This is a genomic window from Ramlibacter sp. P4_H7 (assembly GCF_056400765.1).
Genome location: NZ_JBFUKP010000018.1, coordinates 15,605 through 39,266, shown reverse-complemented (window position 1 = coordinate 39,266; position 23,662 = coordinate 15,605). Strand labels below are relative to the sequence as shown.

At 69.7% G+C, this 23,662-nt stretch carries 21 protein-coding genes; 10 read left to right on the top strand and 11 right to left on the bottom strand.

Annotated features, from left to right (window positions below; all coding sequences use genetic code 11):
• From AC1DSA_RS20570 to AC1DSA_RS20555, 4 genes are read left to right on the top strand one after another with little or no spacing between them, the layout of a single operon-like run.
• On the top strand, positions 1-1,350 hold the full coding sequence (locus tag AC1DSA_RS20570; RefSeq protein ID WP_477892644.1) for a Rieske 2Fe-2S domain-containing protein: 1,350 nt from the start codon (positions 1-3) through the stop codon (positions 1,348-1,350).
• A complete protein-coding gene (locus AC1DSA_RS20565; RefSeq protein WP_477892642.1) occupies positions 1,347-2,540 on the top strand; it encodes a mandelate racemase/muconate lactonizing enzyme family protein in 1,194 nt (397 codons plus the stop codon). Before AC1DSA_RS20570 ends, AC1DSA_RS20565 begins: the two co-directional genes overlap by 4 nt.
• An 11-nt stretch (positions 2,541-2,551) precedes the next feature.
• Complete coding sequence (locus AC1DSA_RS20560) at positions 2,552-3,541, top strand: D-2-hydroxyacid dehydrogenase (protein ID WP_477892641.1); 990 nt, start codon at positions 2,552-2,554, stop codon at positions 3,539-3,541.
• Positions 3,538-4,512 (top strand): Bug family tripartite tricarboxylate transporter substrate binding protein, encoded by a 975-nt coding sequence (locus AC1DSA_RS20555; protein WP_477892639.1) that lies wholly within the window; start codon positions 3,538-3,540, stop codon positions 4,510-4,512. Before AC1DSA_RS20560 ends, AC1DSA_RS20555 begins: the two co-directional genes overlap by 4 nt.
• Positions 4,513-4,705: 193 nt before the next feature.
• Here the strand turns inward: AC1DSA_RS20555 and AC1DSA_RS20550 are convergent, their stop codons facing one another.
• Both AC1DSA_RS20550 and AC1DSA_RS20545 read right to left on the bottom strand, forming a co-directional pair.
• A complete protein-coding gene (locus AC1DSA_RS20550) occupies positions 4,706-5,929 on the bottom strand; it encodes an MFS transporter (protein ID WP_477892637.1) in 1,224 nt (407 codons plus the stop codon).
• 664 nt (positions 5,930-6,593) lie between these two features.
• Positions 6,594-8,852, bottom strand: a complete 2,259-nt coding sequence (locus tag AC1DSA_RS20545) for a copper-transporting P-type ATPase (protein ID WP_477892766.1) — start codon at positions 8,850-8,852, stop codon at positions 6,594-6,596.
• Here AC1DSA_RS20545 and AC1DSA_RS20540 point away from each other — a divergent pair.
• The gene (locus AC1DSA_RS20540; protein ID WP_477892768.1) at positions 8,772-9,050 is read left to right on the top strand and encodes a hypothetical protein; all 279 of its coding nucleotides are present in this window, start codon (positions 8,772-8,774) and stop codon (positions 9,048-9,050) included. The two genes, AC1DSA_RS20545 and AC1DSA_RS20540, sit on opposite strands and share 81 nt — an antisense overlap.
• Before the next feature lie 37 nt (positions 9,051-9,087).
• Here AC1DSA_RS20540 and AC1DSA_RS20535 read toward each other — a convergent pair whose 3' ends face one another.
• From AC1DSA_RS20535 to AC1DSA_RS20525, 3 genes are read right to left on the bottom strand one after another with little or no spacing between them, the layout of a single operon-like run.
• The gene (locus AC1DSA_RS20535) at positions 9,088-9,369 is read right to left on the bottom strand and encodes a hypothetical protein (protein WP_477892635.1); all 282 of its coding nucleotides are present in this window, start codon (positions 9,367-9,369) and stop codon (positions 9,088-9,090) included.
• Complete coding sequence (locus tag AC1DSA_RS20530) at positions 9,350-9,586, bottom strand: DUF2933 domain-containing protein (protein WP_477892633.1); 237 nt, start codon at positions 9,584-9,586, stop codon at positions 9,350-9,352. The genes AC1DSA_RS20535 and AC1DSA_RS20530 overlap by 20 nt, the downstream gene beginning before the upstream one ends.
• Positions 9,587-9,610: 24 nt before the next feature.
• On the bottom strand, positions 9,611-9,931 hold the full coding sequence (locus tag AC1DSA_RS20525; RefSeq protein WP_477892631.1) for a heavy-metal-associated domain-containing protein: 321 nt from the start codon (positions 9,929-9,931) through the stop codon (positions 9,611-9,613).
• Between the two features lie 151 nt (positions 9,932-10,082).
• Between AC1DSA_RS20525 and AC1DSA_RS20520 the strand changes: the two genes are divergently transcribed.
• From AC1DSA_RS20520 to AC1DSA_RS20500, 5 genes are all read left to right on the top strand, one after another.
• Positions 10,083-10,430: a copper-binding protein gene (locus AC1DSA_RS20520; RefSeq protein WP_477892629.1), complete on the top strand. Its 348-nt coding sequence runs from the start codon at positions 10,083-10,085 to the stop codon at positions 10,428-10,430.
• 82 nt (positions 10,431-10,512) lie between these two features.
• Entirely contained in the window at positions 10,513-10,902 is a 390-nt protein-coding gene (locus AC1DSA_RS20515) for a hypothetical protein (protein WP_477892627.1), read from the top strand.
• A gap of 77 nt (positions 10,903-10,979) precedes the next feature.
• Positions 10,980-12,212, top strand: coding sequence for a TolC family protein (locus AC1DSA_RS20510; RefSeq protein WP_477892625.1), 1,233 nt, complete (start codon positions 10,980-10,982; stop codon positions 12,210-12,212).
• Positions 12,209-13,744, top strand: a complete 1,536-nt coding sequence (locus AC1DSA_RS20505; protein ID WP_477892623.1) for an efflux RND transporter periplasmic adaptor subunit — start codon at positions 12,209-12,211, stop codon at positions 13,742-13,744. The genes AC1DSA_RS20510 and AC1DSA_RS20505 overlap by 4 nt, the downstream gene beginning before the upstream one ends.
• A complete protein-coding gene (locus AC1DSA_RS20500) occupies positions 13,741-16,944 on the top strand; it encodes an efflux RND transporter permease subunit (RefSeq protein WP_477892621.1) in 3,204 nt (1,067 codons plus the stop codon). The genes AC1DSA_RS20505 and AC1DSA_RS20500 overlap by 4 nt, the downstream gene beginning before the upstream one ends.
• 645 nt (positions 16,945-17,589) lie before the next feature.
• Here the strand turns inward: AC1DSA_RS20500 and AC1DSA_RS20495 are convergent.
• The 6 genes from AC1DSA_RS20495 to AC1DSA_RS20470 all read right to left on the bottom strand — a co-directional run bounded on the left by AC1DSA_RS20495 (position 17,590) and on the right by AC1DSA_RS20470 (position 23,662).
• Positions 17,590-18,861: a ligand-binding sensor domain-containing protein gene (locus AC1DSA_RS20495; RefSeq protein ID WP_477892619.1), complete on the bottom strand. Its 1,272-nt coding sequence runs from the start codon at positions 18,859-18,861 to the stop codon at positions 17,590-17,592.
• A 32-nt stretch (positions 18,862-18,893) separates the two neighbouring features.
• Complete coding sequence (locus tag AC1DSA_RS20490; protein WP_477892617.1) at positions 18,894-20,000, bottom strand: ligand-binding sensor domain-containing protein; 1,107 nt, start codon at positions 19,998-20,000, stop codon at positions 18,894-18,896.
• Complete coding sequence (locus AC1DSA_RS20485) at positions 20,000-20,335, bottom strand: c-type cytochrome (protein ID WP_477892615.1); 336 nt, start codon at positions 20,333-20,335, stop codon at positions 20,000-20,002. Before AC1DSA_RS20485 ends, AC1DSA_RS20490 begins: the two co-directional genes overlap by 1 nt.
• Positions 20,332-20,853, bottom strand: coding sequence for a tetratricopeptide repeat protein (locus AC1DSA_RS20480; RefSeq protein WP_477892613.1), 522 nt, complete (start codon positions 20,851-20,853; stop codon positions 20,332-20,334). Before AC1DSA_RS20480 ends, AC1DSA_RS20485 begins: the two co-directional genes overlap by 4 nt.
• 87 nt (positions 20,854-20,940) lie before the next feature.
• Positions 20,941-22,338 (bottom strand): sigma-54-dependent transcriptional regulator, encoded by a 1,398-nt coding sequence (locus AC1DSA_RS20475; RefSeq protein ID WP_477892611.1) that lies wholly within the window; start codon positions 22,336-22,338, stop codon positions 20,941-20,943.
• Positions 22,339-22,342: 4 nt separating this feature from the next.
• Positions 22,343-23,662, bottom strand: coding sequence for a sensor histidine kinase (locus tag AC1DSA_RS20470; RefSeq protein ID WP_477892609.1), 1,320 nt, complete (start codon positions 23,660-23,662; stop codon positions 22,343-22,345).

Genomic DNA, 23,662 nt, shown 5'->3' with positions numbered 1-23,662 from the left:
ATGAACCCGAAAGACAGCCAAGACCTGACCCATGTCGGACCCGATACCGTCATGGGCAACTTCATGCGGCAGTACTGGATCCCCGCCGCCAAGTCCGGCGAACTGCAGCCCGACGGCACGCCCATGCGCCTGCTGCTGCTGGGAGAAAAGCTGGTCGCCTTCCGTGACTCCAGCGGCCGCGTGGGCGTGATGGACCACCTGTGCCCGCACCGCAATGCCTCGCTGGTGCTGGGCCGCAACGAGGAGGACGGCATCCGCTGCATCTACCACGGCTGGAAGTTCGACGTGAACGGCCAGTGCGTCGACATGCCCAGCGTGCCGGCGCACCAGTGCTTCAAGGAGAAGGTGCAGGCCCGCGCGTACAAGGCCGTCGACCGCAACGGAATCCTGTGGGTCTACATGGGACCGCGCCAGGAGGATCCGCCGCCGCTGCCGATGGTCGAGGCGACGCTGCTGGACGAGAAGGACGTCGACCTGTCCTTCATGATGCGCAGCTGCAACTGGATGCAGGCGCTGGAAGGCGACATCGACACCTCCCACTTCGGCTTCCTGCACGTGGGCCACCTCGATCCCGAGAACGTGCCGGAAGGCCACCCGCTGGAGCACACGGCCGGCGAGCGCGCCCCCGAATACCACGTGCGCGACACCGCCTGGGGCACCACCTACGGGGCTTACCGCAAGGTCAAGCCGGAGACGATGTACTGGCGCTTCGCCAACTACATGTTCCCGTTCTGGACGCAGACGCCGCAGGGCGAGTTCCCGGTCAACATCCAGGCGCGCGCCTGGGTGCCGCTGGACGACCACCACACGATGATGATCTTCTGGCGCCGCCGCACGGGTGGGCCGCGCAACACGGGCGAGCCGCTGAAGGACGGCAAGCCGCTGGCCGGCGCTCGCCCGCAGCCGGACTTCCGGCCGATCGACACCAGCTGGCTGGGCCGCTACCGCGTGGTCGCCGAGGAGTCGAACGACTGGCTGATCGACCGCGAGGCGCAGCGCACGGGCCGCATCTACTCGGGCATCGACCACATCGGCCTGCAGGACCAGGCCGTCACCGAAAGCATGGGCCCGATCACCGACCACTCGCGCGAGCACCTGGGCCCGGGCGACCTGATGATCGCGCGCACGCGCCGCCGCGCCCTGCAGGCGGCACGCGCCTTCGCGGGCGGCGAGGCCGCGCCCGGACTGGACGCGCCCGAGGTGCTGATGGGCGCGCGCAGCGGCTACTTCGAGGTGCCGACGTCGGTGGAATGGCAGCAGGCCTACGCCGACAAGATGCGCGCGGCCGACCGCGTGCTGAAGTCGCGCGGCACCCCCGCGCCGGCGCCGGAAGCCGTGCCGGCGAAATGAGGATCGTCCGCGCGGAGAGCCTGCATGCGGACGGCGGCTATCGCAGCTGTTCCTTCCTCAAGCTCAGCACCGACGAAGGCCTGGTGGGCTGGTCGGAGTACTACGACAGCTTCTCCGGCGCGCGCATCGATCCACTGATCCAGGACTTCGCGAAGTCCGCGATCGGCATGGACCCGCGGCAGGTCGGCCGCCTCAGCGAGACCCTGCTCGCCACCACCCGCCTCGCGGCGGGCGGCCTGGCGCAGCAGGCGATCGCGGCGATCGAGAACGCCTGCCTCGACATCGCTGGCAAGGCGCTCGGCGTGCCCGTCTACGTGCTGCTGGGCGGGCCGTTGCGCCAGCGCGTGCCGGTTTACTGGACGCATTGCGGCAGCTACCGCGTCGGTCCGCGCGCCGCCTTCTACAGCGACGAGCTCGGCTACCCGACTATCCGCACGCTGGACGACCTCGCGGCGGTGGCAAAGGAGGCCGTCGCGCAGGGCTATCGCGCGGTGAAGACCAACCCGGTGTTCTTCGACAAGGAGAAGCCGTACTTCTTCAGCGGCGGCTTCCGCATCGCGCCCGGCTTCCTGGACCGCTCGATCAGCGACCGCCACCTGAACGCGCTGGTGGACCAGATGACGGCGTACCGCGAGGCGGTCGGCCCCGACGTCGGCCTGATGCTGGACCTGAGCTTCAGCCAGCGCACGGAAGGCTACCTGCGCATCGCGCACCGGCTGGAGCCGCTGAACCTCGCGTGGCTCGAGCTGGACATGAATGACCCGCAGGCGCTGGGCTTCATCCGTTCGAACTGCCGCACGCCGATCGCCTCGCTCGAATCGCTGCACGGCATCGCCGAATACCGTCCCTTCCTGCAAGGCCAGGCGGTGGACACCTGCATCATCGATCCCATGTGGAACGGCGTGTGGCAGTCCGCGCGCATCGCCGCCTTCGCCGATGCCTACGAGACGACCATGGCGCCGCACAACCCGGTAGGCGAACTGGGCACGCTGATGAGCCTGCACCTGAGCGCCGCGGCGACCAACCTGCGGACCATGGAGCTGCGGGTCGACGAGGCGCCATGGACCCGCGAGTACCTGACGCATCCGCCCGTGGTGGAGAACGGCGACCTGCTGGTGCCGGACCGTCCGGGCTGGGGCACCGACATCGACGAAGAAGCCGTGCGCGCGCGTCCGCCGCGCGGCCGCTGAAGGAGTTCCGCTTGCGCATCGTCTACTGGGCCCGGCTGCAGCTGGCCCGCAAGGAAATCATCGCCGCGCTCGACGCCATGCCCGGCGTCGAACTGCAGGTCACCGCCAACCTGCAGGAGACGCTTGCCGCACTGCCCGGCGCCGCCGGCCTGGTGCTGGTGCACGGGCCGCAGGAGGAAGCGCAGCAAGTCTTCGCGGCGTTGCGCGCGCCCGCTAACACCGTCAAGTGGATGCACTTCATCTCCGCCGGCCGAGAGGGCTACGAGGAGCTCGGCTGGCCGCCCGGCATCGTCGTGAGCTATGCCGGCGGCGGCGTCGCGCCAGCGGTGGCCGAGCACGCCATGGCCCTGATGCTGGCGCTGGGCCGGCGTGTTCCCGACATGGTGCGGACGGTGATGGCCCGCCGCGCCTGGGACCGCACCCTGCTCGCTCCGCAGGCCCGCTCCCTGGAGGGCGGCACGCTGGTGATCGTCGGCTACGGCCACATCGGCCGCGAGCTCGCCAGGCGCGCACGCGCCTTCGACATGCGCATCGTGACGGTGGCGCGCTCGCCGCAGCGCGACGCGCTGGTGGACGAAGCGCTGCCGCTGGCCTCGCTGCACCAGGCGCTGGCGCAGGCCGACGTCGTGGTCGTGGCGATCGCGCTCACGCCGGAGACCACGCACCTGCTGGGCGATGCGGAGTTCGCCGCCTGCCGGCCCGGCGCCTTCATCGTGAACGTGGCGCGCGGCCCGGTGCTGGACCAGCCGGCGCTGGTGCGCGCGCTGCACGCCGGCCGCATCGGTGGCGCGGCGGTGGACGTGAGCGACCCCGAGCCGCTGCCGGCCGACGATCCGCTGTGGAGCGCACCCAACGTGCTCATTTCGCCGCACTTCGCCGGCTCGGGCAGCCCGCGCAGCGTGCAGCGGCTGGCGCAGGGCGTGGCCGACAACCTGCGGCGGCTGATGGCGGGCGAGCCGCTGCAGCACGTCGTCTCGCAGCAGAACGGGGAGCTTCCTTGATCACGCGACGCACGACCCTCAAGACCCTCGCTGCCGGCGCGGCGCTGGCCGTCCCCGTGCTGCGGGCGCAGACGGTGGTGCGCCAGCTCACCATCGTGGTGGCGTTTCCCGCGGGCGGCGCCACCGACGCCGTGGCGCGCCTGGTGGCCGAAGGCCTGCGCGGCCGCTACGCCGAGACGGTGATCGTCGACAACCGCGTCGGCGGCAACGGCCGCATCGGTGCCGTGCACGTGAAGAACGGTCCCGCGGACGGCAGCCTGATGCTGTTCACGCCGGCGTTCCCGCTGGCGATCTTTCCGCACATCTACCGCACGCTGCCCTACGACGCCCTGCAGGATTTCGTGCCGGTGGCGACCACGGGCAAGGGTGCGTTCGCGCTGTCGGTGGGCCCTGCGGTTCCGGCCAGCGTGCGCACGGTGGCGGACTTCATCGCCTGGTGCAAGGCGAATCCCGACAACGCGACCTTCGGCGCACCAGCGGGCGGCGGCCAGCACTTCGCCGGCGTGCAGTTCGCGCGGCTCGCGGGCGTGCCGCTGCGGATGGTGCCGTACAAGGGCGGCGCGCCCTCCGTGATCGATGTGCTCGGCGGCCACATCGCCGCCGTCGTGACGCCGCTGCCGGAGGTGATCCAGCAGGTGAAGGAGGGCAAGCTGCGCATGCTCGCGACAACCACCACGCAGCGCACGCGCTTCACGCCGGAGGTGCCGACGTTGCGCGAGCTGGGTTACGAGGTGGTGTTCCAGGACTGGTCGGGTCTGGTGGCGCCGGCCCGCACGCCGCGCGAGGTGGTTGCGCGCGCCAATGCGGCGGTGGCCGATGTGATCCGTTCACCCGTCGGCGCCGCGGCCATGGTCAACCTCGGAGCGGAGGCCGATCTGCATTCGCCGGAGGAATTCGCCGCGCTGTACCGAAGCACCTGGGAGCGCTATCGGGATGTGGTAAGGAGCACCGGTTTCACGGCCGAAGATTGAGCGCCGCGCGCGCTTTTCCTAGCACATCCCGATGACAGCGCTCCCCACAGCTTCCGTGGAGAACACTGTGGACAAGCGTGTGGAGCATCGCGGCAGGGTGCGCCGGCCCTGGGCTGCCAGCCGGTGCTGCTTGCGTAGGCAGGCGCTTTCGGAAGATTGACGGCGGCGCACTTTGTGACGCCGACACAACGCGTCAGGCGGGCGTCCCGCCGCTCGACGGTGCCGGAACCGGCGGCCGCACCAGGGGCCGCAGCGCCCACAAACCCAGCACCGGGCCCACCGCCAGGAAGGGCAGCAGCGCGTCCAGCGGCAGCGCCTGGGTCAGCCGCACGAACAGTTCGATGCTTGCCACCGAAATCGCGAAGCCGATGCAGTTGGTGAAGGTGAGCACGCTGCCGACCACGGCCGGCGGCGCATTGCGCGCGGTGAGCGCGGAGAACTGCGGCGAGTCGCCGGCGACGGTCGTGCCCCACAACAGCAGCCAGGCGACGAACAGCGGCAGGGGTGCCGCGAGCAGCCACGGCGACGCGAGGCAACAGAGGCAACTGGTGGCGAGCTGCCACTGCGCGACGCCTGCGCTGCCGAAGCGCCGCGCGAGCAGTCCCCCGCCCGCGCAGCCGAGCGCGCCGGCGGCGATGGACCAGAACGCGAGGAGGCTCACGTCCTGTGCAGCGAAGCGCGTGGCGATGATCACGGGCAGCAGCGCGTAGAGCGTGTACAGCTCCCACATGTGGCCGAAGTAGCCGAACACCGAGGCCCGCAGTCGCGGTTCGGACCAGATCGCGGCGAGCGCGCGTGGCCGGATCGGAACGCCGCTGCCGGGGCGCAGCGAAGGCACCAGCCATGCGGTGGCCACGCCGCCCGCGGTCGCCAGCAGCGACACCGCGAGCACCACCACCTGCCAAGGCAGCAGGCCACCGACGGAAGGAAGGCCAGCACCGGTGCCGACCAGCGCGCGCAGTCCGTGCGGCAGCGCGGTGCCCACCACAAGAGCGCCGATCAGCACGCCCAGCGCCGCGCCCAGTCCCTCGCGGTACCAGCTGGCGGCGATCTTCATTCCCACCGGGTAGATGCCCGCCAGCAGGAAGCCGACAGCGAAGCGCAGCGCCAGCAGCGTGCGGTACTGGCCGTCCAGCAGCGCGATGGCCGCGTTGCACAGGGCCGCGAGCACGCAGCACGCGAGGAACACCCGTGTGGGCCGGAAGCGGTCCGCCAGCATCAGCAGCGCGAACACCAGCGTGCCGGCGACGAAGCCGGCCTGCACGGCGGAGGTAAGCGACGCGAGCGCGGTGGGCGGCAGCGCCCAGGCCTGCTGCAGGTCCGGCAGCACCGCGTTGACGGCGAACCACAGCGAGGTGCCCGCGAACTGCGAGAGCACGATCACCGGGAGGATGCGGCGCGGCACGGCGGTCGTCATGGGCGCGAGCATACGCGGCGGCGGCGGCGCTGCCTAAAACAAGGTCCTTCAACAGTGTGGGAAACAGATCTCTCCCTGGTCCGCTCAGCGCAACTGCCTGCGTGGCGTGCGCTCTGCTCCCTAGGGGCCACGCCGTGCACGGCGGGGTCGCGGGACGATGGCTACGGCGTCGGGGGTGCAACGTCGCGCACGGCCGGGTCACGGGGCGATGGCTACGGCGTTCGGCGCGCCCGCTGCGCAGTCGCTACCGAATGCCCCGCGCTGGACGGCCTTGCGGCCCGGGCAACATGGCGGTGCATTGGTGCCTGTGTGGGCCGCAAGGCCATCCACCGCGGGCGCCTGTGCTTTATTCGCCCCGTGACCCGGCCGTGCGCGACGTTGTGGGAACGGTGGTGGTGTTCGATCCGTGATGCACCAACGCCCTGCCTGCAAAGCTGCGCGTGGGCGGGCTGCGGCGCGAATAAAGCCCAGGCGCCTGCGGTGGGTGACTCCGCGACCCACGACGGCTGTGGATCACTGATTGCGCCAATGGGTCGCGGGGTCGCCCAGCGCAGGGAATTCGGTAGCACCGCGCAGCGGCGCGCCGAACGCCGTAGCCATCGCGCCGCAGCCCGCCCACGCGCAGCTTTGCCGCCCCGACGCTTGGCGATGCTCAGCCGGCTCCTCACTCCACTTTGACAGTCCGCAGTCGCAGCGCGTTGGCGATGACGCTGACGGACGACAGCGCCATGGCGGCGGCCGCGACCACGGGTGACAGCAGCAACCCGAAGAACGGATAGAGCACGCCGGCCGCAAGGGGGATGCCGGCCACGTTGTAGACGAAGGACAGGAACAGGTTCTCCCGGATGTTGCGCATGGTCTTCTGCGACAGCTTCCTGGCGCGCACGATGCCCATCAGGTCGCCCTTGAGCAGGGTGATCCCCGAGCTCTCCATCGCGACGTCGGTCCCCGTCCCCATGGCGATGCCAACCTCCGCCGCCGCCAGCGCGGGCGCATCGTTGACCCCATCACCGGCCATCGCGACCACGCGGCCTTCGCCACGGAGACGCTGGACGATCGCTGCCTTGTCTTCCGGAAAGACTTCGGCCACCACTTCATCGATCCCGAGTTCCTTGGCGACTGCGTTCGCGGTGGTCTTGCCGTCGCCGGTCAGCATCACGATGCGCACGCCGGCTTCCCGAAGAGCCTTGAGCGCCTGCGGCGTCGTGGCCTTGATCGGGTCGGCGATGGCCACGAAGCCTGCCAGCTTCCCGCCGATGGCGACGAAGATCACTGTGGCGGACTTGGCCCGCTGGGTTTCCGCGGTGGCCTGGAGGGGCGCTACGTCGATGCCTCGCTCGGCAAGGAACTTGGCGGCGCCGCTCACCAGTTCGGCGCCCGCGACCTTGCCGAGGACGCCCTTGCCGACGGGTGAGTCGAAATCGGTCACCTCGGACAACGCCAGCTTGCGCTCCTGCGCCGCCGCGACGACAGCCATTGCCAAGGGGTGCTCGCTCGCCCGCTCGACACTGGCCAGCTTCTGCAGAACCTCCTCCGGCTGAAAACCCGGGGCGGCCTCGACGTGCACGACCTTCGGACGGCCTTCGGTGAGCGTCCCCGTCTTGTCGACCACCAGCGTGTCGACCTTCTCCATCCGCTCCAGGGCCTCCGCGTCGCGGATCAGCACGCCGTGCTGGGCCCCACGACCCACGCCCACCATGATGGACATGGGGGTGGCCAGGCCCAGCGCACAGGGGCAGGCGATGATGAGGACCGCCACTGCGTTGATCAGTGCGTAGGAGAAGGCAGGGCTCGGACCCCACAGCAGCCAGGCGGCGAATGTCAACACGGCCACCGCGATCACGACCGGCACGAACCAGCCGGCCACCTGGTCGGCCATGCGCTGGATGGGCGCGCGGCTGCGTTGCGCTGCGGCGACCATGTGGACGATCTGCGAGAGCAGGGTGTCCGCGCCCACCTTCTCCGCGCGCATGACGAACCCGCCCGTCTGGTTCATGGTGCCGGCGGTGACCTTCGCGCCCGGCGCCTTGGTCACCGGCATCGGCTCTCCCGTCACCATGGACTCGTCGACCGTGCCCTTGCCTTCGGTCAGCTCGCCGTCCACGGGCACCTTCTCGCCGGGCCGGACGCGCAGCAGCTCGCCGACCTGCAGGGTGTCGATCTGCACCGTCTCGTCGGTCCCGTCCGCACGCACGCGCACCGCGGTTTTCGGCGTGAGGTCCAGCAGTGCCTTGATGGCACCGGAAGTCTTTTCGCGCGCGCGCAGCTCCAGCACTTGGCCCAGGAGGACCAGCACCGTGATGACTGCAGCGGCTTCGAAGTAGATGGCCACTGCGCCGCCGTGGCCTCGCAGCTCCTGTGGGAACAGTCCGGGCGCCAGGGCGCCGACCATGCTGTACAGCCAGGCAGCGCCGGTCCCCAGGGCGATGAGGGTGAACATGTTGAGGCTGCGGTTCTTCACGGAGGCCCAACCGCGCGTGAAGAACGGCCAGCCAGCCCAGAGGACCACCGGCGTCCCCAGCACCATCTGGATCCAGTTGGAGGTCTGCGGCTCGACGAGATGGCCAATGTCGAACAGGTGTCCGCCCATTTCCAGGAAGAGCACCGGAACGCTCAGGACCAGTCCGATCCAGAAACGGCGCGTCATGTCCCGCAGCTCCGGGCTCTCTCCCGTCTCTCCCGTGGCGATCACGGGCTCCAGCGCCATGCCGCAGATGGGACAGTTCCCGGGCCCCATCTGGCGCACCTGGGGATGCATCGGGCATGTGTATTCGACCTCCTTGCCGGCCTTTGCGGCGCCGCTCGGCGCTGCCGGTGCCGGGGCCGCGTGGACGTGATGCGCATGGCCGTGATCGCCATGGGCGGAGGCGTTGCCAACGGGTTGCAGGAACATCCCGCACTTCGGGCACTTCCCCGGTCCCATCTGCCGGACCTCCGGATGCATGGGGCAGGTGTATTCGACGGCTTGAGAATTCACCGGCAGCGCACCTGCGGTGGCGCCATGCTGATGCTGGCCGTGCGCCGAAGCGTGATGGTGTCCAGGGTCCCCGTGACCCGAGACCTCTTCTTTGCCTGGGGGCAAGACTTCCCGCTGCATGATGGCTCCAGTGATGGTTCGTAGTTTGGCGCAATGCACCCGCAAGGGGCCGTGCCGCGCCTCAGGCCGCAAGCAGCCGGGCGAGCAACCACGCCGCGAGGAGGGCGAGCACGATCCAGCAGGACCAGAACAGCGCCTTCTCCCACCCCAGGGCCTCTCGCGCTGCGCCATCGAGTCGGTGCTTGAGGGTCATGCCCGTCCCGTGGACCAGGATCCCCGCCACGAGGAGGGGCACTGCGTAGCCGCCCAGGACGTCGGGGACCAGCAGGGCCAGGCCCGCACCCAGGATGATCGCGCCGAGGCCGGACGCAAGCTCGGCCGCCTTAACCGCGCCCCGTGTCATCTTGCTTTCGCGTGCCGTGGGAGTGGCCCCCATGGCCGTGCCCCCCATGCATGAACATGTGCATGAGGGGGCAGGCTGCCAGGAACGCGTACGGCAGCAGCGCCAGGAGGTGGTTCTGGTGGAACAGGTACAGGTAGATGCCGGCAGCGACTGCGATCAGCGTCGCGCCGATCCCGAAAGGCGTCTTCAAGAATGAAGGTCTGCCTTGCTCTTCCATGACGATCTCCTGTCGACGTTGGTCTTATCCGCAGCATGCGTTGCCGGACGCATCCGCTGGTTGCGCCACGTCAACGGGCGATGCCGCCTGCGGTCGGCACCCGCACCCGCATCTAGCGCCCGACCGGGGCCGGGCAACCGGCGCGGCACTCATCTTCTCGGGCGTGTAGCCCGCTTCCTGGATGGCCTCGATCAGATCGCTGTCGTCCGCAGCGCTCGTGACGCTGACGAGCTTGCCGGGGATGTCGACCTCGACGCGCGCACTCTTGTCCACGCCGGCAACCGCACGGGCGATGGTGCTGGCGCAGTGTCCGCAGGTCATGTCGCTGATTCGCAAGGTGAGCATTGCTGTTCCTTTGGAGGGTTGATGCAGCAACTATCGACCTTCCCACCATGGCAAGGTCAAGAACTTTCTCTTGATTTTCTTTTTGGCTTGACCTTCCCACGGGGGCAAGGTTCAGGATGGGGATCGGCACTGACCAAAAAAGGAGTTCACCATGCAAGCCATCCACGTCCTCGTCGCCATCGCAACCCTGGGGTCTGCTGCCGCATACGCGCAACAGACTTCCCAGCCTTCCGGCCACGCTGCTTCCCACGCAGTGCATGTCGCGGCTGCTGCTGCGCCCCAGTCCGAAGGCGAGGTCCGCAAGGTCGACCTCGCCCAGGGCAAGGTCACGCTGCGCCATGGCCCGCTGGTCAACCTGGACATGCCCGCCATGACGATGGTGTTCACCGCAACCGACAAGCAGCTGCTGCAAGGCCTGAAGGTCGGGGACAAGGTCCGGTTCCATGCGGAAAGCAGGGACGGAATCCTCATCGTCACGGCGCTGGAGGTCGTGCGCTGAGGCCGGGGCTCTTGCGCCAGATCAAATGGAACTGGCAACCGGAGCCCTGAAGCAACCAGGCGACGCTACACTTTCAACGACCATGCTGCGCACGAAGGCCCGCCGCTTCCACACCATCTTCCTGCTGGTGGTGTCGCTGCTGTTCTCGCAACTGGCGCTGGCGAACTACGTCTGCCCGGGCGCGGTCGAGCCGGTGCAAGGCGTCATGGAAATGGCGCCGGGCGAGCCCTGCGAGGGCATGGCGGCCGCGCAGGACCAGACCGTCCTCTGCTATCAGCACTGCACGGATGCGCCCCAGTCCTTCGACGGAATGAAGCTTCCCTCGTTGAGCGTTCCCATGGTGATTCAGGTGCTGCTCGTGCCCCTGATCCTCGATGCGGCGACGCAGGAGGCGGCTCTCTTTGCCGACGCCGGACAGGGGCAGCCCCCTCCCGAGCCCGTGTTCCTTTCGACGCTGCGCCTGCGCGTCTGATCTTCTCCGTCCACTGAACCGGTGCCGTGCTCGCGCTGCGAGCCCGGCCATCCCCTCGTTCACCGACGGAGTTCGCCATGTCTCCCCTTTTCCTGCGCGCCGCCGCCTTGGCCGCCGCCATGCTGCCGGTCCTGGGGACCGCAGCTCCCCTGACCCTCGAACAGGCGCTGGAAAGTGCCCAGCAGCGTTCGGAGGCGCTCCGCTCCGCACGTGCGGGCGTGGCCGGCGCCACCGAGGCCGCACGTGCCGCCGGCCAGTTGCCCGATCCGATGCTGGGGATCAGCCTCGAAAACCTGCCGGTCACCGGCCCGGACCGGTTCAGCACCACGCGCGAAAGCATGACCATGAAGCGCATCGCGCTGGCCCAGGAATGGGTGGCCCCGGAAAAGCGGCGCCTTCGGACGGCTGCGGCGCAGGCCGCCGTTGCGCGCGACGGGGCCGCAGTGGGCGCCGCTGCCGCCGACGCGCGCGTGCAGACCGCGCTGGCCTTCATCGACGCCTACTACGCAGGGGAAGTGCTGAAGCTGAGCACCGCCAACGAAGGCCATGCACGCGAGGCGGCGGCAACCGCGCGCGCGCGGCTTTCCTCGGGCAGCATCGGCGCGCAGGACGCGCTGGGCCTGTCGTCCGCGCAGGGACTCGCGGCCGACGAGGCCGCGGAGGCCCGCCAGCAGGCAGCGTCCGCCTCGGTGAACCTGGCGCGCTGGACCGGAGCGGCGGCCGACGAACTGGCCGCGCCCAGCCTGCCCGTGTCGAGCGCGGAACAGGCGTACGTGGACGCCCACCCGACCGTGGTGGCCCGAAGGCGCGACATCACCGTGGCCCGGGGCGAGGCGGCTGCGATCGCCGCGAACCGAAGCCCCAACTGGACCTGGGAGGTGGCCTACGGCCAGCGCACCGGCTACTCCGACCTGGTGACGGTCGGGGTCACCATTCCGCTGCCGATCGCGCGCGGGGACCGCCAGGACCGCGAGACTGCCGCGAAACTGGCGCTGGCCGACAAGGCCGAAGCGGAGCTGGCCGAAGCGATGCGGGTGGCCCAGGCCGAGTACCGGGCGCTCGCGAGCGATGTGCAGCGCCTGCAGGAACGCATCCGTTCGTACGAGGCCGGTGTGCTCGCGCCCGCATCGCAGAGAACGGCTGCCGCGCACGCCGCCCTGGCAGCCAACCAGGCCAGCCTCGCGATGGTGTTCGACGTCCGCCACGCCGAGCTCGAAGCGCGCCGCAAGCTGCTCGCCCTGCAGCGCGACCTGGCAAGGGTTCGCGCGCAGCTGGCCTTCAAACCCCTGACGTCGGAGGAACTGCAATGAACCGCGCACGAACGGCAATCGCTGCGGCTGTCGTGGCCGCCCTGGTCGGTGGAGCCTTCTACGCCGGGCGGCTGACGGTGCCGACCCCTTCGACCACGCCGACTTCCGCCGCTGCACCCGCGGCCGCTGTGCCGGCCGAACGGAAGGTCCTGTACTGGCAGGACCCCATGGTGCCGGGCCAGCGCTTCGACAAGCCGGGCAAGTCGCCGTACATGGACATGCCGCTGGTTCCCGTGTACGCCGACGAGCAGGCGGGCAGTGGCGTCCAGGTCGCCGCGGGCGTGCAGCAGAACCTCGGCTTGCGCACGGCGCCGGTGAGAAGGGCGCAGGTTGGAACCTCGTTCGACGCCGTGGGTGCGGTCCAGTTCGACGAACGCCTGAGCGTCTCCGTGCAGAGCCGGGTCGCCGGCTACGTGGAACGGCTGGCCGTGCGCGCGCCGATGGAGTCGGTGCGCAAGGGCCAGGTGATGGCGACCCTGTTCGCGCCCGAATGGCTGGGCCCCCTCAACGAGCTGGTTGCGCTCGAGCGGTCGGGCGCGGCGCCGGAGCTCGTCGAGGCGGCACGCGCACGCACGCGAGCCCTGTCGATTCCGCAGGAACTCGTGCGCCAGGCAGAAGAAACCGGCGTGGCCCAAGCCCGCTTCTCCTTGATCGCACCGGCCTCGGGTGTCGTGGCCGAGCTGGGCGTGCGGGAGGGAGTGCAGGTGGCACCCGGCATGACGCTCTTCCGCATCGCCGGCCTCGAGAAGGTCTGGGCCGTGGCGGAAATCCCGGAAGCCCAGGCCATCCGGCTGTCCCGCGGGCAGAAGGTCGCCGCGGCGTTGCAGGCGGATCCCGGCCAGACCTTCGAAGGCAGGCTGACGGAAATCCTGCCGCAGGTCAGCGCCAGCACGCGCACGCTGCAAGCCCGCTTCGAGGTGGACAACCGGGCAGGCAAGCTGACGCCCGGCATGCTCCTGCGCATCCAGGTCGCGGGACGGCCCGCCGAACGACTGGTGGTGCCTTCCGAGGCCGTCATCCGCACCGGCAAGCGTGCGGTGGTCATCGTGCGCAAGGACACCGGCGCCTTCGAGCCGCGCGAGGTCACGCTCGGCGCGGAACTGGGCGACGAGCTGGAAGTCACGCAAGGCGTCAGGGAGGGCGAACAGGTCGTCGCCAGCGGCCAGTTCCTGGTGGACTCCGAGGCGCGCCTGCGCTCGGTGCTCGGAAGCATGTCGGCATCAACAACAACAACGGCAACGGCAGCGCCGCGCGCTCCGGCCGCATCCCGCGTGAGCGCAGCACCCGCGACCGCCGGCACCGTCTACATCGCCCAGGGCAAGGTGGAGAGCGTGGAGCCGGACAGCATCACGATCTCGCACGGCCCCATCCCCGCGCTGAAGTGGCCCGGCATGACGATGGGGTTCGGCAAGCCCGGGCCCGGGGCCTTCGCGGACGTGAAGGCCGGCGACACCGTCCACTTCGAATTCAGGAAGGGCGGGCCGGCCGGCTACGAGCTGACGACCGTGCACCGCCTGGGGAGCGCGAAGTGATCGCCGCCCTCATCCGATGGTCCGTTGGCAACCGGGTCCTGGTGCTGATCGCCACGGCCTTCCTCGTCGTCGCAGGCATCTGGTCCGCATCCAGGATGACCGTGGACGCACTGCCCGACCTGTCGGACACCCAGGTCATCGTGCGCACGCCCTATCCGGGCAAGGCGCCGCAGGTGGTGGAGGACCTCGTCACGTACCCGCTGACCACCACGATGCTCAGCGTCCCCGGCGCGAAGACGGTGCGCGGCTATTCCTTCTTCGGCGATTCCTTCGTCTACATCCTGTTCGACGACAAGACGGATCCGTACTGGGCGCGCTCGCGGGTCGTCGAGTCGCTCAACCAGGTGCAGAGCAGGCTGCCCGCCGGCGCCATCGCCTCGCTCGGGCCGGATGCCACCGGTGTCGGATGGGTGTACGAGTACGCCCTGATCGACCGCTCCGGCAGGAACGACCTCTCGCAGTTGCGCGCCCTCAACGACTGGTTCCTGAAGTTCGAGCTCAAGACGGTCCCGGACGTGGCGGAGGTCGCCAGCATCGGCGGCATGGTGCGCCAGTACCAGGTGGTGCTGGATTCCGATCGGATGCGCGCGGCGGGCGTCACCCAGGCCATGGTCATGGAGGCGCTGCAGAAGGCCAACCAGGCCGCGGGCGGCTCCGTGGTGGAGCTGGCCGAGGCGGAGTACATGGTGCGCTCGCGGGGCTTCCTGCAGTCGCTGGAGGATTTCCGCGGCATCCCCGTGGCGCTGTCCGGCGCCACACCGGTCCTCCTGCGCGACGTCGCAGTCGTGCAGGTGGGACCGGAAATGCGGCGCGGCATCGCGGAACTGGACGGGCAAGGAGAGGTCGCGGGCGGCGTCGTCGTCATGCGTTCCGGCAAGAACGCACGCACGACCATCGAGGCCGTGAAAGCCAGGCTGGAGTCCCTGAAGGGCAGCCTGCCTCCGGGCGTCGAGGTCGTCACGACCTACGACCGCTCGCTGCTGATCGACCGTGCGGTCGACAACCTGCGCTGGAAGCTCCTCGAGGAGTTCGCCGTGGTGGCGCTGGTGTGCGCCGCCTTCCTGTTCCACCTGCGCTCCGCCTTCGTGGCCGTCGTCACGCTCCCGGTCGGTGTCCTGGCCGCCTTCGTCGTCATGCAGTGGCAGGGCGTCAGCGCGAACATCCTGTCCCTGGGCGGCATCGCCATCGCCCTGGGTGCGATGGTGGACGCATCCATCGTGCTGATCGAGAACGCGCACAAGCACCTGGAGGCGTTCGAGCATGCGCAAGGCCGCGGTCCGACCGTCGCCGAGCGCTGGACGCTGGTGACCGAAGCCTCCATGGAGGTGGGACCCGCGCTGTTCTTCTCGCTGCTGGTCATCACCTTGTCGTTCGTGCCTGTGTTCACCCTGGAGGCGCAGGAGGGCAGGCTGTTCTCTCCGCTGGCCTTCACCAAGACCTACGCCATGGCCGCGGCCGCCGCCCTGTCGGTGACCTTGGTGCCGGTCCTCATGGGCTACCTGGTCCGTGGGCGGATTCCCCACGAGACTGCCAACCCGCTCAACCGGGCACTGACTTCCCTCTACCGACCCGTCCTGGAAGGGGTGTTGCGTTTTCCGAAGGCGACGCTCGCGGTTGCCGCCTTGCTCCTGGTGCTGACGGCCATCCCGGTCAGCCGCCTGGGAGGCGAGTTCCTGCCGCCGCTGGACGAAGGCGACCTGCTGTACATGCCATCGGCATTGCCGGGCCTCTCGGCTTCCAAGGCGGCGGAACTGCTGCAGCAGACCGACCGCCTCATAAAGAGCGTGCCGGAAGTGCAGCGGGTCTTCGGCAAGGCCGGCCGCGCCGACACGGCCACGGATCCGGCGCCGCTGGAGATGTTCGAGACGACCATCCAGTTCAAGCCGCACGAGCAATGGCGCCCGGGGATGACGCCCGACAAACTCGTGGAAGAACTGGACCGCGTGGTCAAGGTGCCGGGCCTGTCGAACGTCTGGGTCCCTCCCATCCGCAACCGCATCGACATGCTGGCCACCGGCATCAAGAGCCCGGTGGGCATCAAGGTGGCGGGAGCGGACCTGGCCACCATCGACCGGCTCACGGGCCAGATCGAGGCGGCCGTGAAATCCGTGCCGGGCGTTTCGTCCGCCCTGGCCGAACGCTTGACCGGCGGCCGGTACATCGACATCGACGTCGACCGCGCGGCGGCGGCCCGCTACGGCCTGTCGGTCGCCGATGTGCAGTCCATCGTGTCGACGGCCATCGGCGGTGAGAACGTCGGGGAAGTCATCCAGGGGCGGGAACGGTTCCCCATCAACGTGCGCTATCCGCGGGAATTCCGCGACTCCCTGCAACGCCTGCGCGAACTGCCATTCGTGACCGCGAAGGGCGCGCAGCTGCTGCTGCAGGAAGTGGCGCGCGTGAACATCCAGGAAGGCCCGCCCATGCTGCGCAGCGAGAATGCGCGGCTGTCAGGCTGGGTCTACGTGGACGTTCGTGGCCGAGACCTGCGTTCCGTGGTCAAGGACATGCAGGCGGCCGTGGGCGGGCAGGTCGCGCTTCCCCCCGGTTACTCGGTGTCCTGGTCCGGCCAGTTCGAGTACCTGGAAAGGGCGACCCAGCGGCTGAAGATGGTGGTGCCTGCCACCCTGGCCGTCATCTTCGTGCTGCTGTACCTGCTGTTCCGGTCGTTCAAGGATGCGGCGCTGGTGATGGCGGCGGTGCCGTTCTCGCTGGTCGGTGGCTTCTGGCTGGTCTGGGTCCTGGGCCACGCCATCTCGGTCGCCACCGCGGTCGGCTTCATCGCGCTCGCCGGCGTGGCAGCGGAGTTCGGGGTCGTGATGCAGGTGTACCTGAAGAACGCATGGTCGCGGCGGCTCGCTGCCGGTGAGCCGGACAACGATGCCACGCTGCTCGCCGCCATCCGGGAAGGCGCGGTGCTGCGCGTGCGGCCCAAGGCGATGACGGTGGCGGTCGTGATGGGAGGCCTGCTGCCCATCCTGCTCGGAACCGGCACCGGCTCCGAGGTCATGACGCGCATCGCCGCGCCGATGGTGGGCGGCATGGTCACCGCGCCGCTCCTGAGCATGCTCGTGATCCCCGCGGCCTGGTACCTGCTGCACCGGCGCGGGAAGACGCGGGCATCGGTGCCCGTGGCGTCCGCAGCAAGCAGCGTGCGCCTGGAGCCGGGGCACGGATTGCCGGGCGCGGTGCCTCGCTGACGGCAGCGACTGCAACGACGGCAACGTCGGGGCGGCAAAGCTGCGCGTGGGCGGGCTGCGGCGCGATGGCTACGGCGTTCGGCGCGCCGCTGCGCGGTGCTACCGAATGCCCTGCGCTGGGCGAACCCGCGACCCGCAAGCGCCATGATTCACTGCAGCCGTCGTGGGTCGCGGGATCACCCACCGCAGGCGCCTGTGCTTTATTCGCGCCGCAGCCCGCCCACGCACAGCTTTGCAGGGCAGGGCGGTGGTGCACCACGGTCGGCGGTCACCTCACCACGAACGCCGCGCACGGTCGGGCCGCGGGGCGAATAAAGCACAGGCGCCCGCGGTGGACGGTCTTGCGGCCCACACCGGGACCCATGCACCGCACGTTGCCCGGGCCGCGAGGCCGTCCAGCGCGGGGCATTCGGTAGCGCCGCGCAGCGGCGCGCCGAACGCCGTAGCCATCGCCCCGCGGCCCGGCCGTGCGCGGCGTGCCCGCAAGGAGGCAGGGCGCACATCACCCCCGCGGCCCGGCCGTGCGCGAAGTGCCCACAAGGAGGCGGAGCACACATCGCGTCGCCCACGAGATCCGTCACTGCCCGGCGCACAGCAAAAAAAAGCCCGGCAAGCCGGGCTGGAGGTGCATGAAAGGGTTGATGCTCAGCGCTTGGCCAGGCGCGACACGCCGCCGAAGCTGCCGACCCACATCGTGCCGTCGGGGGAGGTGTCCATGGAGAACACGGTGTTGGCGAACAGGCCGTCGTTGGTGGTGATGGTCTCGAACTTCTCGTTCTTCATGCGCGACAGGCCGGCGTTGGTGCCCACCCACATGTCGCCGGAGGCGGTGCGGTGGAGCATGAACACGTGGTTGCCCGGCAGGCCGTCCTTGGTCGTGTAGTTCTTGAAGTTCTTGCCGTCGAAGTGGGCGAGGCCGCCGCCCCAGGTGCCGACCCACACGGTGCCGTCGGGATCGGCGTTGATCGCGACGATGTAGTTCGGGTTGTAGGCGGTGTCGATGCCGGTGAGGCCCATCTCCTGCTTCTGCCGGGCGTGGTGGCTGGAGACCTTGGAGGGGTCGTTCTTGAAGGCGAGGTCGTCCTTCACCAGCTCGTAGGGCGCGCCCTGGCCCTTGGCGTGGTTCCAGTTGTCCCACTTGCCCTCGACGTAGCGCGCCAGGCCGCCTTCGGTGGCGAGCCACACGGTGCCGTCCTTGCCCTCGGCCAGGCCGTAGACCCAGTCGTTGGGCAGGCCACCCTTGGTGCTGGCGACGGTGTGCAGTTCCCACTTCGAGCGGTCCTTGAGGTTGCCGCCCTTGATGCGGTTCACGCCGGACCAAGTGGCGATCCAGACGTCGCCGTTCTTCGTCTTGAGCAGGTCGTAGACGAACGCGTCGCCCAGGCCGTCCGGGATGTTGAAGGTTTCCAGCTTGCCGGTCTTCTCGTCCAGCAGCGACAGGCCACCGCCGTAGGTGCCGATGGCCAGCTTGCCGTCGAGGCGGCTGACGTGGAACACGCCGTTGGACAGCAGGCCCGCGCGGGTGTCGATCAGCTTGTAGTCGTCGGTCTTGGTGTCGTAGCGGATCACGCCGCCGGAGGTGCCGACCCACACGATGTTGCCTTCGGTGAGGATGTCCTTGACGTTGCGCTGGCCGACGCGGAAGTGCACGAACTTCGCGGCAGGGTCCGTCTTGACCTTGCCCTCGGTGGCGGGCGCTCCGCCCTCGGCCACCGGCGGATGGCCCGCGGGCGCCTGGATGTTGCCGGCGGGCGCCGACGGTGCGGCCTGCGCACTCATCGCGGCCGCGACGGAGCCGGCGGGCGCTTGCGCCACCGGCGCGGCGGGATTGGCGCCCTTGCCCAGCATGTAGGCGCCGGCGACGACGCCGCCCATGGCAATCACCAGCACGGCGATGGATTTGTGACCGAACTGCATTGCGTTCTCCTCAGTGGGGGTTCGTGGGCCGCTCAACGGCCGATGCGGGTGACGCCCTTGCGGGTGCCGGCCCAGACTTCGCCGGCCGGCGTGATCGCCAGGGCGTAGACGTTTTCTTCCAGCAGGCCTTCCTTGCGGCCGAAGTTCTGGAATTTCTTGCCGTCCCAGCGCGACACGCCGCGGTTCGTTCCGAACCAGTATGCGCCGTCCTTGTGCTGGGCGATCGAGTAGACGATATTGCCGGCCAGGCCTTCCTTCAAGGACAGGTTGGTCCACTGCTTGCCGTCGAACTTGGCGACACCGCCGCCCCAGGTGCCCGCCCACACGTTGTCCTGCGGATCGATGTGGATCGCGAACGTGTAGTTGGGGTTGTAGGTGGGCTTGCCCTCGTTCATGGTGGCGAGGTCGTGGCGCGAGCGCGTGCCCAGGCCGGTGTTGGTGCTGAAGGCCAGCTGGTCGGAGTTGGGCGCGCCCAGGCCGTCCTTGTGCGTCCAGCTTTTCCAGGTCTTGCCGTCGAACATGGAGACACCGCCCTCGGTGCCGAACCACACGCGGTCCTTGGCGTCGACGCCCAGGCCGTACACCCATTCGTTGATCAGCTCGCGCACGTAGGTCGTGAACTTGCCGGTCTTGGGATCGACCTTGTTGGTGCCGGCCCAGGTGCCGATCCACAGCGTGCCGTCCTTCTGGCTGGCGAAGCAGTAGACCCAGTAGTCGGCCAGGCCGTGCATCGGGAAGAAGGTCTTCCACTGGCCGTCCTTGTAGCGCGACACGCCGCCGGCATTGGTGCCGAACCACTTGTTGTCCTGGTGGTCGACGCCGACCGCGAACACGTACTCGTTGGCCAGTCCGTCCTTGCGCGTGAAGGTGCTGGTCGGCTTGAGCGTCTTGATGTCGACCTCGTGCACGCCCGAGGAGGTACCCACCCACATCACGTTGCGCTTGGCTTCCAGCTTGAGCGCGCGCACGTACACGCCTTCGCCCACATCGAAGGTGTCCAGCACGCGCCAGCTGCCGGCCTGCGGGCGGGCGGTGGCGCCCGGTGCGGCGGGCACCGGTTGCTGGGCCACCGTGGCCGTTGCGGCGGCCGCCAGCGCGATGGCCAGGGCCACGCGCGAAATCGTTGTTGTTGTCGTCATCAGCTCAAGGTCCTCAGGTAGGCCACCACGTCCAGGATCTCGCGGTCGCGCAGCACGCCGAAATAGCCGGGCATGGCGCCTTTGCCGGTGCGGATCGACGTGAGCAGCTGCATGTCCGGCCGCATCAGCGACTCCATGCGGCGGAAGTTCGGGGCGCCGGGCATCACCGGGGCGCCGTTGGCACCATGGCAGGCCGCGCAATGCGTTGCATAGAGCGTGCCGCCCTTGGTGATGTCCGCCGCTCCCGCGGAGCAGGCGAACAGGGCGAGCAAGGCCGCCGGCACGATTCCCGTTCGCGGGAAAGCGCGCAGGAGCAGCGCCAGTTTCGGGATCACTTGGCCTCCGCCGTCTGCATCTTCTGCCAGGCCTGCGACTTCGCGTCGTACGCCTTGGCCTTTTCCAGGTCCTTGGCCAGCCCGAGCGAGCCGGTGCGGTAGGCGCGGGCCAGCACGTCGTAGGCGGGGCCGTAGTTCTTCTGTTCCGCCTTGCGATACAGCTCCAGCGCCATGGCGGGGTCCTGCTTGACGCCCACGCCGTCGGCATAGGCGCGGCCCAGGCCCACCTCGCCCGCCGGCTCGCCCTTCTCGGCGGCCTTGCGGTACAGGACGACGGCTTCGGCCTCGAATTCGGCCGCGCGCAGCAGGTCGCCCAGGCGCGCCTGCGCCAGCGGGTAGTCCTGGTCCGAGGCCTTGCGCAACAGGGCCATCGCGCCCGGAAGGTCGCCCGCGCGCATGGCGGCGTCGGCGGCCTTCACGTCCTCGGCGGGGCCGGCGTGGACAGCGAACGCGGTGAGGAGGGCGCCCGTCCACAGGGTGCACCGGGCGAGAAACGGGGTGGGGTGGCGGCTGGTCATGTCCCCTAACTGCAAAAAGCAGACCAGAGGACCTGATGCAGGTCAGGTGCGCGGTCCGGAGCGCGTGACCTCCAGCCGCGCGGCCTTCTAGGCTTCGCCTTCTTCCGGGGACAGCCGCGCCTGCTCGTGCTCTTCCAGCTTGCGGTACAGGCTGGACAGGCCGATGCCCAGGCGCTGGGCGGCCTGGCGGCGGTCGCCGGCGCAGTCCTCGATGGCGCGCAGGATCAGGCCGTGTTCGAAGTCGCGGACCTGCTCGCGCAGCTGCCCGCGGCCGGTGACCGCCACCGCCACGGAGCCCGCCGGGGCGGTGGGCGTGATGTGCGGCGGCAGGTCGGCCACGGTGATGCGGCCGTCCTCGGCCAGGATCGTTGCGCGCTGCAGCACGTTTTCCAGCTCGCGCACGTTCCCGGGCCAGTCGTAGCTCACCAGCAGCTCTTCCGCCTCGGCGTCCAGCGTCAGCTTGCCCTGGACGCCGAAGCGTTCGCCGCCGCGCGCCAGCAGGTAGCGGATCAGCGCCGGGATGTCCTCGCGCCGTTCCCGCAGCGGCGGCACGGTGACGTGGAAGCCGCTGATGCGGAAGTACAGGTCCTCGCGAAAGCGCCCCTCGGCCACCATCTGCTTGAGGTCGCGGTTGGTGGCCGCGATGATGCGCACGTTGATCTTGCGCACCTGCTCGCTGCCCAGCGGACGCACCTCGCGCGCCTCCAGCACGTGCAGCAGCTTGACCTGCAGCTCCAGCGGCAGCTCGCCGATCTCGTCCAGGAAGATGGTGCCGCGGTCGGCTTCCAGGAACAGACCCTTGCGCGCGCGATCCGCGCCGGTGAAGGCGCCCCGCACGTGGCCGAAGAATTCGCTTTCCAGCAGGTTCTCGGGGATCGCGCCGCAGTTCACCGGGATGAAGGGGGCGCTCGCGCGCTGGCTCTGCTGGTGGATCGCGCGGGCCGTCACGCCCTTGCCAGTGCCGCTCTCGCCGGTGATCAGCACCGTGCTGTCGGTCGGCGCCACCTTGGCCGCGAGGCGGTCGAGCTGCTTCATCGTCCCCGAGACGGAGGGGCAGCGATCGTCGCTGCGGCCCACCACCAGCTTGCGCAGCGCCTCGTTCTCGCCGCGCAGTCCGCGCAGGTCGGAGATCTGGTTGAGCCGCTGCACCAGCTCCTCGGAGCGCAGCGGCTTGATCATGTAGTCGGTCGCGCCGGCCTTCATCGCCTCCACCGCCGTGTCCACCGACGAGAAGGCGGTCATCATGATGAAGGTGGTGTCCACGCCGGCGGTGCGGGCTTCGCGCACGACTTCGATGCCGGTGAGGTCCGGCATGTTGATGTCGCACAGGGCGACCTCGACGTCGCCCTTGGCCAGGCGCATCAGGCCTTCGCGGCCGCTGCCGGCGATGTCGACCGCGTGGCCGGCGCGCGTCAATGTCGCGGCGAGGATCTGGCGGATCGCAGGTTCGTCATCGATGACCAGGATCTGCAGCGAGGAACTCATCGCCCTAGTTTAGCGGCTCACCCCCGCCCAGCGGCAGCCACACGGTGGCGCGTGCCCCTCCACCTGGCAGGGGCGCCAGCCGGATCCGCCCGCCGTGCGACTGGACCAGGGAGCGGCACAGCGGCAGGCCCAGCCCGGTGCCACGCCCGGCCGGCTTGGTGGTGAACAGGGGCTCGAAGGCGCGGGCCGCCACTTCGGGGGTCAGCCCGCTGCCGTTGTCGTCCACCTGCAGCTCGACGCCGCCGTCGGCCTGGCGCGTGGAGATCGTGATCCGGCCGGTGTGCGGCGGCAGGCCGGAGGTGGCGTCGGCCGCGTTGATGACGAGGTTGCTCAGCAGCTGCACCAGGCGGTCGGCGTAGCCCGCGACGGCCGGCAGCTGCGGGTCCAGATCGGTGCTCACCTTCAGGTCCTGCAGCCGCGGCTCGTAGCGCAGCAGCGCCAGCGTCTGCGTGACGATCTCGTTGATGCTGGCCAGCTGCCACTGCGCCACCGGCGCGGCGGCCAGGCCGGAGATCTCGCGGGTGATGGCGATCAGCCGCGCGGTCTCCTGCAGGATCGGCCGCACGTCGCTGCCGTCCGCGGGCGGCACGGCGTCGGGGATCGCGCGCAGTTCGAGCAGGGCGCGGGCATAGCCGTCGATGGCGGCGATCGGATTGCCGATCTCGCGGATCACCCCGGCGGCCATGGAGCCGATGGTGGCCAGCTTTTCCTGGTGCATCACGTGCCGGCGCTCCACTGCGAGGTCGCGGTCGCGCCGGCCCAGCGCCTCGGCCAGGTCGTCCACCGCCTGCCCCAGTTCGCCCAGTTCATCCTGGCGCGACAGGGGCGTGCCGCGGCCGCGGTCGCCTTCCAGGATCGCCAGCGCACGGGCGCGTACCGCCGCGATGTCGCCGGCCAGCCGCGAGAAGAACAGCAGCGCCAGCGCGCCGATGGAGGTGATGCCCAGCCAGGCGAGCGAGGCGATCGTCACCGTGCTGCCGTCGATGTAGTGCTGGGTGGTGGCCAGCTGGCGTTCGCGCTCCGCTCCCGCCAGCCGCAGCTGCAGGTCCAGGTCCAGCAGCCGCACGGCGTCGGCGCCGGCCCGCTCGGCATCCTGGCGCACCTGCTGCAATTGTTCGAAGCGCGCATGCGCCTCCTCGAGGCCGCGCAGATGGGTCTGCACCGCGCCGCGGAACAGCAGGGCGGAACTCACCATCACCGTCGCCAGCGCGATCAGCGCCAGGATCGCCAGCATGCCCGCCGTGCGCAGCGACATGCGCCAGCGCGGCGCCGGCGCCGGGACGGTGGATGCGAGTCCGGCGGGGTGCGCGGCGATGCCGACCAT

Coding starts and splice junctions, on each gene's coding strand:
- AC1DSA_RS20570 (WP_477892644.1), top strand. CDS start 1: ATGAACCCGAAAGACAGCCAAGACCTGACCCATGTCGGACCCGATACC.
- AC1DSA_RS20565 (WP_477892642.1), top strand. CDS start 1,347: ATGAGGATCGTCCGCGCGGAGAGCCTGCATGCGGACGGCGGCTATCGC.
- AC1DSA_RS20550 (WP_477892637.1), bottom strand. CDS start 5,929: ATGACGACCGCCGTGCCGCGCCGCATCCTCCCGGTGATCGTGCTCTCG.
- AC1DSA_RS20540 (WP_477892768.1), top strand. CDS start 8,772: ATGGCCGTGATCGCCATGGGCGGAGGCGTTGCCAACGGGTTGCAGGAA.
- AC1DSA_RS20545 (WP_477892766.1), bottom strand. CDS start 8,852: ATGGGACCGGGGAAGTGCCCGAAGTGCGGGATGTTCCTGCAACCCGTT.
- AC1DSA_RS20535 (WP_477892635.1), bottom strand. CDS start 9,369: ATGACACGGGGCGCGGTTAAGGCGGCCGAGCTTGCGTCCGGCCTCGGC.
- AC1DSA_RS20530 (WP_477892633.1), bottom strand. CDS start 9,586: ATGGAAGAGCAAGGCAGACCTTCATTCTTGAAGACGCCTTTCGGGATC.
- AC1DSA_RS20525 (WP_477892631.1), bottom strand. CDS start 9,931: ATGCTCACCTTGCGAATCAGCGACATGACCTGCGGACACTGCGCCAGC.
- AC1DSA_RS20520 (WP_477892629.1), top strand. CDS start 10,083: ATGCAAGCCATCCACGTCCTCGTCGCCATCGCAACCCTGGGGTCTGCT.
- AC1DSA_RS20515 (WP_477892627.1), top strand. CDS start 10,513: ATGCTGCGCACGAAGGCCCGCCGCTTCCACACCATCTTCCTGCTGGTG.
- AC1DSA_RS20510 (WP_477892625.1), top strand. CDS start 10,980: ATGTCTCCCCTTTTCCTGCGCGCCGCCGCCTTGGCCGCCGCCATGCTG.
- AC1DSA_RS20505 (WP_477892623.1), top strand. CDS start 12,209: ATGAACCGCGCACGAACGGCAATCGCTGCGGCTGTCGTGGCCGCCCTG.
- AC1DSA_RS20495 (WP_477892619.1), bottom strand. CDS start 18,861: ATGCAGTTCGGTCACAAATCCATCGCCGTGCTGGTGATTGCCATGGGC.
- AC1DSA_RS20490 (WP_477892617.1), bottom strand. CDS start 20,000: ATGACGACAACAACAACGATTTCGCGCGTGGCCCTGGCCATCGCGCTG.
- AC1DSA_RS20480 (WP_477892613.1), bottom strand. CDS start 20,853: ATGACCAGCCGCCACCCCACCCCGTTTCTCGCCCGGTGCACCCTGTGG.
- AC1DSA_RS20475 (WP_477892611.1), bottom strand. CDS start 22,338: ATGAGTTCCTCGCTGCAGATCCTGGTCATCGATGACGAACCTGCGATC.
- AC1DSA_RS20470 (WP_477892609.1), bottom strand. CDS start 23,662: ATGGTCGGCATCGCCGCGCACCCCGCCGGACTCGCATCCACCGTCCCG.